General features: G+C 70.1%; 10 protein-coding genes. 6 read left to right on the top strand and 4 right to left on the bottom strand.

The genetic code is table 11. The features are described 5' to 3' along the window. Positions 1 to 248: 248 nt before the first annotated feature. On the top strand, positions 249 to 1274 hold the full coding sequence (locus ACWDU1_RS23930; protein ID WP_450001707.1) for a serine hydrolase: 1026 nt from the start codon (positions 249 to 251) through the stop codon (positions 1272 to 1274). Between the two features lie 52 nt (positions 1275 to 1326). After that, positions 1327 to 1779: an ArsR/SmtB family transcription factor gene (locus ACWDU1_RS23925; protein WP_450001706.1), complete on the top strand. Its 453-nt coding sequence runs from the start codon at positions 1327 to 1329 to the stop codon at positions 1777 to 1779. 35 nt (positions 1780 to 1814) lie between these two features. On the opposite strand, the gene ACWDU1_RS23920 is transcribed toward ACWDU1_RS23925, so the two are convergent. Beyond that, entirely contained in the window at positions 1815 to 2924 is a 1110-nt protein-coding gene (locus tag ACWDU1_RS23920) for a LuxR C-terminal-related transcriptional regulator (protein WP_450001704.1), read from the bottom strand. Positions 2925 to 3066: 142 nt separating this feature from the next. Here ACWDU1_RS23920 and ACWDU1_RS23915 point away from each other — a divergent pair, with 142 nt between their 5' ends. Next, positions 3067 to 4539 (top strand): FAD/NAD(P)-binding protein, encoded by a 1473-nt coding sequence (locus tag ACWDU1_RS23915; RefSeq protein WP_450001702.1) that lies wholly within the window; start codon positions 3067 to 3069, stop codon positions 4537 to 4539. 86 nt (positions 4540 to 4625) lie between these two features. Here ACWDU1_RS23915 and ACWDU1_RS23910 read toward each other — a convergent pair whose 3' ends face one another. Further along, on the bottom strand, positions 4626 to 5453 hold the full coding sequence (locus ACWDU1_RS23910; protein ID WP_450001700.1) for an alpha/beta hydrolase family protein: 828 nt from the start codon (positions 5451 to 5453) through the stop codon (positions 4626 to 4628). Between the two features lie 304 nt (positions 5454 to 5757). On the opposite strand from ACWDU1_RS23910, the gene ACWDU1_RS23905 reads away from it, so the two are divergent. After that, entirely contained in the window at positions 5758 to 6360 is a 603-nt protein-coding gene (locus tag ACWDU1_RS23905; RefSeq protein WP_450001699.1) for a dihydrofolate reductase family protein, read from the top strand. Here the strand turns inward: ACWDU1_RS23905 and ACWDU1_RS23900 are convergent. Beyond that, positions 6272 to 7273 carry an AraC family transcriptional regulator gene (locus tag ACWDU1_RS23900; RefSeq protein WP_450001698.1) on the bottom strand — a complete coding sequence of 334 codons (1002 nt, stop codon included), beginning with the start codon at positions 7271 to 7273 and terminating at the stop codon, positions 6272 to 6274. The genes ACWDU1_RS23905 and ACWDU1_RS23900 overlap by 89 nt on opposite strands. 100 nt (positions 7274 to 7373) lie before the next feature. Beyond that, positions 7374 to 8285 carry an alpha/beta fold hydrolase gene (locus ACWDU1_RS23895; protein ID WP_450001697.1) on the bottom strand — a complete coding sequence of 304 codons (912 nt, stop codon included), beginning with the start codon at positions 8283 to 8285 and terminating at the stop codon, positions 7374 to 7376. Positions 8286 to 8379: 94 nt separating this feature from the next. On the opposite strand from ACWDU1_RS23895, the gene ACWDU1_RS23890 reads away from it, so the two are divergent. Further along, on the top strand, positions 8380 to 8940 hold the full coding sequence (locus ACWDU1_RS23890) for a TetR/AcrR family transcriptional regulator (protein WP_450001695.1): 561 nt from the start codon (positions 8380 to 8382) through the stop codon (positions 8938 to 8940). 180 nt (positions 8941 to 9120) lie between these two features. Next, positions 9121 to 9484, top strand: a 364-nt coding sequence (locus tag ACWDU1_RS23885) for a dihydrofolate reductase family protein (RefSeq protein ID WP_450001694.1), incomplete at its 3' end; no start/stop codon positions are given.

The following is a 9484-nucleotide window of genomic DNA, read 5'->3' as shown; positions in this document are numbered from 1 at the left end:
CTCCACACGGTCCGCCGCGGCGAGTGTGGAGTCGCTGGAGGCGGGTCGTATCGCCGAAACCGGCACGGCCGCGGAGCTGTCGGGCACCGGCGGTGCCTTCGCCCGCCTCAACCGCCAGTACGAGCAGGCGCGGCAGTGGCGAATCGCCGATGCGGTCGGATGAGTGGCGTCGGCCCCGAACGTGCGGCCCCGATCTGCGGTACGGTGCTCTTGTCTGTTAGTTCGAAATTCCGGAATAAGAAAGTTTCATGATGCGGATTCGGATAGTGCTGGCCGCGATGCTGATGCCGCTGGTCACGGGATGTGCAGGAACGGAGCCGACGGCACCGGCGTGCGGGCCGCAGCCGGAATCGGGCGTCGCCTCGGCCGACGGCTGGCTGGGGCGTATCGGCACGGAACCGGAAACCATCTCCGTGTATGTGGACGACGGGCGGGGGCAGGTCGTGCAGCGGCGGGCCGGCGAGCCGCAACCCACCGCGTCGGCGAACAAAGTGGTTCCACTGGCGGCTTATGCGCGAGCGGTCGCCGACGGTGAACTCGACCCGCGGGAGCGGGTGCCGGTTTCCGAATGGGAACGGTGGTATCTACCCGGAACCGATGGGGGAGCCCACGAACAGGCACGGGCCCGGCTCGGCGGGGAAGCCGTGACCTTGGATCAGTTGGTCAGCGCGATGATCCGGGAAAGTGACAACGCCGTACCCGACTACCTGCGCGACCGTCTCGGCGACCGGGCGTTGATCGACGCGGCGGCCGTGGGCGGATGGGAGGACTACCGGCCCTCCAGCAAGCTCGGCGAGATCATCCGGCTGCTCGAACCCGGCGGCGACGAGTGGGACACCGCCCGCCGCTACGCGAGCGACCCCGCTTACCGCGCGGATATCCGGTCGCGGCCGCTACCGGCGCTGGAAGCGCAAGCCCCGTGGGCCGAAACCACCGCCACCGCTTCCGCCCACCAACTGGCCTCCATCCATCGTGCCCTCGCCGACGGCAGCTTCGGCACCGGCGCCGACGTGGCCCAAGCGCAACTGGAATGGCAGCAACCGCCACCCGGGTACGAGGCGATCGGATTCAAAGGCGGGTCATACCCCGGTGTGCTGGCCGACGCGATCTACCTACGTGCCACCGACGGAACGGTGACCACCGCCGTGTTGCTCGACCATCGCATGCCCATCGACGTATGGGCGGAAGCGGTGACAACTATGTCCCATCAGCAAGTGCTGGTCGGGGCCATGACCGACCGGCAGATGGCGCGCCGATTAGCATGCGCGGTATGACCGATACCTCCGCCGGCCGGGTCGAATCCGAGGCCGGCCCCAGGCCGGCGCCGTGACAGATGTCGCCGCCAAACTCGCCGAGCTGGAGGCGCGGATCGCGGCCCTCGAAGGACCGGCACCCGCCGACCGCGGCGAGCGGGGCTTCGTGGAATACGGTGGCAGCGTCGATTTCGGCGGCCCGGTGGACTGGACGATCCGCTACAGCGCCACCGCGATCCGCACTCTGCCCGCACACGACCGTGTCGAGGTCCTGGCGGCCCTGGGCCATCCGGTCCGGCAGGCTTTGATCGAGGCGCTGCTGGACGGCCCACGTTCCGGTGCGGAACTGGCGGAGGCCGCGGGCCTCACCTCGCAGGGGCAGTTGTATCACCATGTCCGCGCGCTGGTATCGGCGAAAGTGATCGAACAACACGGCCGCGGCTCCTACCGCATTCCGGCGCCGAAACTCGTCCCCACTCTGATCATCATGACCGCCGCCGCGGATATCGCCGAACTCCTGCGCTGACCGGCCCGACTGCCTCGGTGTTCGGCGGCGCAGGGTCAGGCCGCGCCGTCGAACACGCGGCGGGTTTGGGTGGCGGCCAGGGGCTCGTAGTGGTCGGTGAACAGTTTCGCCACCAGTTCGCCGCGGCTGGTGACCCCGACCTTGTCGAATATCGCCTTCACGTGGTCCCGGACGGTGTGCGCGGACAGGAACAGGGCGGCCGCGATCTCGCCGGTGGACTGCCCGCGCGCGATGAGTTCGGTGACCTCCAGCTCTCGGCGGGTCAATTCGTAGGCGGCCACCACCAGCGCGGCCACGTCCGAGGACTTGGCCGGTTCGATCACCAGGGCGGTGAGACCGGGATTTCCCGCCACATCGCGCAGGCCCGAGGCATGGCAGACCAGCCAGCCGCTGGTGCCGGTGCGGACCCGGATGCGGCTGTTGTCGCCGGTCAGCCGAGCGCGCCCGGCGGTGCTGAGAATCCACACCGGCAGCGGTAGCGCGAGGCCCCCGCTCGCCGTCGTCGTCGGCCCCGGGGGCATCCGGGCGAGCAGGTCGCGCGCTTCGTCGTTGATCGACACCAGGCCGCCGGCTGCGTCGAAGAGCAGCAGGCCGGGCGCGCCCTCGGCGATCTGTCCGGTGGCGGGCCGGGCGAAGCCGCGCAGCCGTCGCGCCAATGGGCCCGACAGAGCGTGGACGAGCTCGATATCCTCGGCCTGGAACGACTTTCGCCCGCGCTCCCGGAACAGGCTCAGCTGCCCCCAGGGCTGGCCGTCCACCCGGAACACCGCCCGCAGTTCGTCCTCGAACCCGCGCGGGCACATGAAGCTGCGATACAGCGGACTCAGGCTCGGCCGATCGCCGGTCGCGGCGCGCAGCCCGGCCACCGGCACCGCGGCCCGGGCCAGATCCCGGAACAGGTTCACGTGTTCGGCGAGAAGTTCGGACTCCCAATAGGCGCCGCAGCCGCCCTCGTGCAGGTTCTCGACTCGCACCGGCGCGGTGGTGAGCCCGTTGACCGGATCGGTGGCCACCCATACGGCAGCGTCGAAGGGAATGATCCGGCGCAGCCGGGCCGAGGTTTCGGCGAACAGCGCGTGCGCGTCCGCCGCCTCGGCGACCCCGGCGAGCAAGGCAGCTGTCGCATGCGGGGTCGGTCTGCTCATGCCGCCATTCTGCCGATCGGCTCGCGCGCCCGCCATCCCTCGAGTGGGGGAGTGCCGCGATACCCGCAATCGCGGGATACCCCGGCGCGCGGCGGCGGGTGAGGCTGCTCGGCAGAACGAACGACTCGACCGAGGAGACAGCATGCATATCGGAATCGTGGGAGCCGGCGCCGCCGCGGTGGCCCTGCTCGACGCCCTGGCCGGACTCGATGCGGCGCCCGGAGCCGTCACGGTCTTCGACGGCTCGTCCGCGCTCTGGCGGGGCCGGCCGTATCAGCCGGATCTGGCGGCGGTGCGGGTGAACGCGCCGCCCCCGCTGATGTCGGTACGGGCCGGTGACCGCGAGCACTACCAGCGCTGGCTGGCCGAACAGGGTGATATGACGAGGTATCTGGACCCGGGGCTCGGGCAGCCGCTGGTGCCCCGCGCGACCTACGGCGACTACCTCGAGCAGACCGCGCGGGCGGCGATCGCCCGGCTGCGCGGCCGCGGTTGGCGGGTCGGCGTGGTGAACTCCTACGTCACCGCCGCCGGGCGAGACACGGCCACGGTGCTGCACGCCGCCGACGGCAGCGACCATCCGGTCGATCGTGTCGTGCTCTGCGTCGGAAGTGGTGGTCCGCGAGATCATTACGGCCTCACTGGAACGCCCGGGTACGTGAACGAGCCCTACCCGCTGGCCGTCACCACCGCCGGTATCCCGCCCGAGGCGGAGGTCGCGGTGATCGGCAGCGGCCTGACCGCGGTCGACGTCGTGGCGGCGCTGGCCGAGCGCGGGCACACGGGGCCGATCGGGGTGCACTCGCGCTCCGGCGTGCTGCCCTACGTGCAGCAGCGGCCGGTGCCGCTCGCGCCGGTGCGGCTGACCCCGGCCGAGGCGGTCCGGCTGGCGGGGGCCGGGCCGGTCACCTTCGCGCAACTGGTCGAGCTGATGCGCGCCGAATTGGCCGAGCACGGCCAGGATCTGGACCCCCTGACGGCTGAGATCCGGAACAGCGATGCCGAGGATCCGGTGGTGCGGCTGCGCCGCCAGCTCGGTGAGGTGGACGCACCGCACCTGGGCCGCCGATTGCTGGTTCTGGCGATTCGCGTTCTCGGCCCGATCGTCTGGCCCGCGCTTGCCGAGGACGACCGGACAATGCTGCGTACCGGATATTTTCGAACCATCAGCAGCTTGAGTTCGCCCATGGTGCCGCACAATGCCGATATCGTGCTGCGCCAGCTCGAAACGGGCCGGCTGCGGCTGCGCTCCGGCCTGACCAAGATCGAGGCCCGGCCCGACGGCGGTTTCACCGTCCACGACGACGCCGAATGGCGCGCCGACGTCGTCATCAACGCGGTCAACCCGCCCGCCTACACCACACCGGCGGAATCCGAGCCGCTACTCGGCGTGCTGCAGGCCACCGGCCAGGCCGAATTCGCACGCGGCGGCGGCGTAGCCGTCGACCCGCACACGCACCAAGTGCTGGTCGGCGGTCGCCCGGATCCTGTCTGGTATGTGCTCGGCAACCTCGCCGCCGCGTCGATGTTCATCGCGACCAACCCGCCCGGGCTGGCGGCCGAAGCCGCGATGCTGGCCCGGCGGCTCGTCGACGGCCGGGGCCGCGTCGGGTAGGCGATCCGCGGAGGGGATGGCCATCGGCGCGGAGCGGGCCGGCCCGTGCGACTGCGCCACTACCACTCTCCGCGGGTGCCGGAAGGTTATCGGCCGACGATCTGCCGACGAAACCACCTTGTCAGGATGTCGTCGACCGCCTTCGCATCGGGGCGTTGCGGTGCCGGTTCGAGACCCGGTTCGTCGGCCAGTGGGTGCGCGAGATCGGGTACGGAGACCAGTTCGGCGTTGTCCGGCCGCGTAGTGCGGTGCCGCAGGGTGTCGACCAGCGCGGCCGCGTCGGCGCGGAGGTCCGGGTGGTCCTCCCCTCCGCTGACGACCAGCAGGGCGGGCGCAGCGGTGAGTTCGGCGGCCCGGGCGACGAAGTCCAGCCCGTCCGCCACACGCTCGGCTTCGGCCGTCCATTCGTACGGGTGTCCGGCGATGCCCTCGGTCAGGGGAACCACCGAGCGGATACGCACGGCCGGGTTCACGAGCGCGACCTGCCGGATCGGGACCGCCTCCCTGCACAGCACTTCCAGCGCGACCGTGCCGCCGAGGGAGGCGCCGAGGATGCCGACCGGCGCCTCGTCGACCGGAAGCCGATCACGCAGTGCCGCCAATGCCGCGGGGAACTCGTCGGCAGCCTGCTGAGCGAAGGGGGCGAGGAAGGCGAGTAGCGCGTCCCGGCGGGCCAGTTCGAGCACGGCGTCGACGCGGCCGTCGACCATCCGGGCGCCACACATCGGCATACCCAGATGGACCCGCCAGGCCGGCACCCCGGCCATCGGCAGGGCCGCGGCGAACGCCGCGTCGGTGCGCGGCGCGTCCAGCATGTGCCACGTCACGATCAGCGGTGCGGGCGCGTCGACTCCGCCGGCGGGTGGCAGCGCCGTGTAGGGGACTCCGGCAGCGGTTCCGGTGATCGTTTCCATCGCACTCCTCGGTTCGCCGAGTCGCGGGAGCCGACCGTACCGGCCTCGGCGCGGATATCGTTGGGCCTGTCTCGGGTCGAGGGCCTCGACGGTCGTCTGGAATTGTAAGGGGCGCCCGTCTCATCGCTGTCGACTCCGCACGCCTGCGTCTGCCGCCGCGTAGACGATGTCGTATGACGGTGAGCGTATGAACCATGTGCGGTCGGATCCGGCGTCTGTGTAATGGGCTCGAGGCCCGGTTTCGCCGCAATTCCCTGTCGGCCACCCCCGGGCCCATCCTCCACCCCGAAATCAGGAGAAAGCCTTGATACGAGCCGATCTCGCCATATCTCTGGACGGCTTCGCCGCCGGACCCGGGCAGGATCTCGACCACCCCTTCGGTGTCGGCGCGGACGCGTTGACCGCCTGGATGTTCGAGACCGAACAGCCGGGACGGGAAGCGGATAAGGAGTTCCTGTCCGCCGGCCAGGCCGGAATCGGCGCGTACATCATGGGCCGGAACATGTTCGGACCCGGTCGCGGGCCGTGGGACCTCGGGTGGAACGGCTGGTGGGGGCCCAATCCGCCCTATCACGCGCCGACGTTCGTCCTCACCCACTACGAGCGCGAACCGGTCGCCATGGAGGGCGGAACCACCTTCGAGTTCGTCACCGGCGGTATCGAGGCGGCTCTGGTTCGGGCACACGAGGCCGCGGGCGGTAAGGATGTGGCGATCGCCGGTGGCGCGTCGGCGATCCGCCAGTATCTCGCTGCCGGTCTGCTCGACGAACTCGTCCTGCATCTGGTTCCGGTTGTGCTCGGTGCCGGAGAGAACCTTTTCACGGGGCTGTCAGGGATCGAGCTCCGGCCGCTGCAAACCGTGACGTCCCCCGCGGTGACGCATGTGCGTTACCGGGTACGGCATTGATATGGGCCGCGCGGGTGCGTGCGGCCCCGTATCCGTGTCCGGCGTGTTCTCCGGCAGCGGCCCGGTAGTCCCTGGGCGGAACACCGAAGTGGCGTTTGAAGGCCGCGCTCAGCGCGAAGGCGTTGCTGTATCCGACGTGGCGCGCGACGGCATCGACCGTATGATCCGTTTCCCGGAAGAGGTCGGCTGCCAGCGACAACCTCCACTCGGTGAGGAAGGCCATCGGTGGTTCGCCCACGAGCGCGGTGAACCGCTTTGCGAGGGCGGCGCGCGAAACACCCACCGCGGCCGCCAGACCGGCGACGGTCCATCGGTGCGCGGGATGGTGCTGCAGCAGGCGTAGCGCGCGGCCGACGGAGGGATCGCTGTAGGCGTGATACCAGGCGGGCGCGTCGTGGCGCAGGAGCCGGGCGCGCAGGGCCCCGGCCACCACGAGTTCCAGCAGGCCGCGCAGGACGAGGTCGTGGTCCGGCCGGTCTCCGCTCGCTTCCTGTCGCGCGATATCGAGGACGCGGGCGGGAAAATCACTGTCCCGCAGGATGATGACAGGAGGCAGACCGTGCAGCAGGCGCCGGGTAACCGCCGATGCGGTATCGCGGGCTCCGGTGAGAGCCGTCGCTGTATCCCGGGGCCGGGGCGCCGCTCCGGGGTTCAGCACCTCCCACGAGAGCACTTCTGCCGATGCGGGACTCGGCTGCCCGGGATGCAGGACGACCGGCGGTCCCGAATTCGGGTCATCCGCGATCAGGTACGTCTCCGAGCCGCGGATGACCGCGACCTCACCGGCGGAGACGTATCGCGAACCGTGCCGGGCGGTGATCATCCAGACACCCCCGCGAACCGGTGACAACACCGTCAACGGCGTTCGCTCCGAAATATGCAAGGAGAAAGGCGGATTCGACCTGCCCCACATCAGTCACACTCCGTTGGCGCGTGGGGGCCGGAGCCGGCCGGGCCGTCATCGTCCGGGCCGCCGGTGCCGAACGGCTGTCGCTGCCCGGATGGATACCGGGTCACGGCAACTCGCTCTCGTGGCGCGGCCGCTCGTCGATGAAGGCCCGCAGCCGGTCGGCGAGCCGGTCGGGGACCTGCATGGGCAGCGAATGGGTCGTGCCCGGCCAGATATCCACCTCGACCCGCGGCATGGACGTTTCGGCCCGGCGTGCGGCGCGCTCCCCACCGGCGAGTGATTTCTCGGCGACAGCGATATAGGTGGGGGTTTCGATACCCGCCAACTCGGCGGCGCTCAGCGGGCCCGGGGTGGGAAGCGCGCTCCGGTACTGCGCGGCGGCGGTCCGGATCATCTCGCCGACCGGGGTCGCGGCGCGGACCTCCTGCACCGGCACCCCGCCGATCGCGGCCAGTGCGTGGTCGCGCCACGCCGTGGGAGGTGAGAGCGTGAACAGCATCGCCCAGAGGAAGATCGACGGTGGCGGCAGTCGCAGTACGAAGACCGGCTCCACCAGCAGCAGCGAGGCGAGGCGGTGCGGCGCGTGCCGCGCCACCGCCGTAGCGGTCGCACCCCCGAACGAATGTCCGAGGAGGTGGACGCGGGCACAACCCAGCCCGGCCAGCGCTTCGTCCACCCATCGTGCCTGGTCGGCCATCGATGTGAGCGGCGCGGTCTGCTCCGACAGGCCCGCGTCCCCGATGGGATCCATGGCGATGATCGGGCGTCCGATGCTTTCGCGCAGATCGGCGAGGTTCGCCGACCACATGGGGACGCCGGAACTGCGCCCGGGCAGGAGGACGACCGGGTCGGCGCTGTCGTCGTCGCTGTGCCACCTGTAGGTGCGTACGGTCCCGAACGTCGTCGGCGCATCGTATGTGGCGTCCGGCGCCGGACCGGCCGCGAGTGCGGCCCGATATGCCTGCTCGTACGCCCGGCGCCCCTTCTGCGACCGGAAGTGGCCCAGCGTCATCATCGTTCTCCGTTCGAGTAAGCTCGCTCCGGAAGCATAGCAATACGTTCGTATTGGAGCAATACGAACGTATTGTTCCTCTGTTCGATGGAGCCATATGACCCTCGAAAACGGCAAACGTGCCGCGATCCTCACCGCCGTCTGGTCGGTTATCGCCGACAAGGGTGTCGGTGCGGTGTCGTTCCGCAATGTCGCGGCGGCCGCCGGAGTGTCGGTCGGGCTGGTGCAGCACTACTTCGGATCGAAGGAAAAGCTCGTACGCCTCAGTGCCGCCGCGATGATCGAAGGTTCGGCGCGGCGCTTCACCGACCCTCCGGTGGACGCGCGGGCCGAACTGCACCGCCTGATCGCCCACGCGGTGCCGGCGACCCCGGGGTCGCGGCGGGGAGTCGTCGTCTGGCATGCCTTCATCGCCGCGAGCATCGCCGATCCCGAACTGGCGGCCATGTTGCGCGATGCCAAGCGCGGGCAGGAGGAGAACGCGGCCCGTTTGCTCGCCGGCTTCGCGCCCGGGGTCGACGCCGCGACGGTCGCGCGGCGTCTGGTGGCGCTGTCGGACGGTCTCACCGCCCGGGTCGTCACCGGCGACCTCGAGCCGGCGCAGGCCGTCGACGCGATCGATCGCGCGATCGAAGATCTCGACCCGGGCCGGGCCTGACCGCCGAAGGGCTTCCGCCGGCGCCGGTCGTCGCGTCGCGAGAGCCGGATCGGACCGGGAGCAAGACACCAATACGAACGTATTGCTCCAATACGTTCGTATTGTTATGCTTCCGGGCAACTATCCGGAAGGCCGAGCGGTGTATGCGGAATGCCTGCTCCGCGAAAGGAAGTCACCATCATGAGACTGACCACCGTCACCAACGTTTCCGTCGACGGGGTGATGCAAGGGCTCGGCGGCCCGGAGGAGGACCGCCAGGACGGGTTCGAGCGGGCCGGCTGGGCACTGCCGCTGTTCGACGCCGACGCCGAGGCGTTCCTCGCCGGGATCTTCGAACGTGCGGACGCGTTCCTGCTCGGCCGGCGGACCTATGAATCGTTCGCCGGGTCCTGGGGTGCGATCGAGGAAATGGCGAACAGTCCGATCGGGCGTGCCCTGAACTCGCGACCCAAATACCTGGTATCGGCGACGCTCACCGAACCGAGCTGGACCGCGACCACCGTTCTTTCCGCGGATCTCGCGGCCGCCGTCCGGGAACTGAAGG

The organism is Nocardia sp. NPDC003345 (genome assembly GCF_053589395.1).
Note: the sequence above shows the minus strand (reverse complement) of the source record. Positions and strands in the feature narration are given on the sequence as shown.

What these genes read in the sequence shown, in the direction of transcription:
- ACWDU1_RS23890 (WP_450001695.1), top strand. Translation starts at nt 8,380, where the DNA reads ATGACCCTCGAAAACGGCAAACGTGCCGCGATCCTCACCGCCGTCTGG.
- ACWDU1_RS23920 (WP_450001704.1), bottom strand. Translation starts at nt 2,924, where the DNA reads ATGAGCAGACCGACCCCGCATGCGACAGCTGCCTTGCTCGCCGGGGTC.
- ACWDU1_RS23895 (WP_450001697.1), bottom strand. Translation starts at nt 8,285, where the DNA reads ATGATGACGCTGGGCCACTTCCGGTCGCAGAAGGGGCGCCGGGCGTAC.
- ACWDU1_RS23900 (WP_450001698.1), bottom strand. Translation starts at nt 7,273, where the DNA reads ATGTGGGGCAGGTCGAATCCGCCTTTCTCCTTGCATATTTCGGAGCGA.
- ACWDU1_RS23915 (WP_450001702.1), top strand. Translation starts at nt 3,067, where the DNA reads ATGCATATCGGAATCGTGGGAGCCGGCGCCGCCGCGGTGGCCCTGCTC.
- ACWDU1_RS23930 (WP_450001707.1), top strand. Translation starts at nt 249, where the DNA reads ATGATGCGGATTCGGATAGTGCTGGCCGCGATGCTGATGCCGCTGGTC.
- ACWDU1_RS23910 (WP_450001700.1), bottom strand. Translation starts at nt 5,453, where the DNA reads ATGGAAACGATCACCGGAACCGCTGCCGGAGTCCCCTACACGGCGCTG.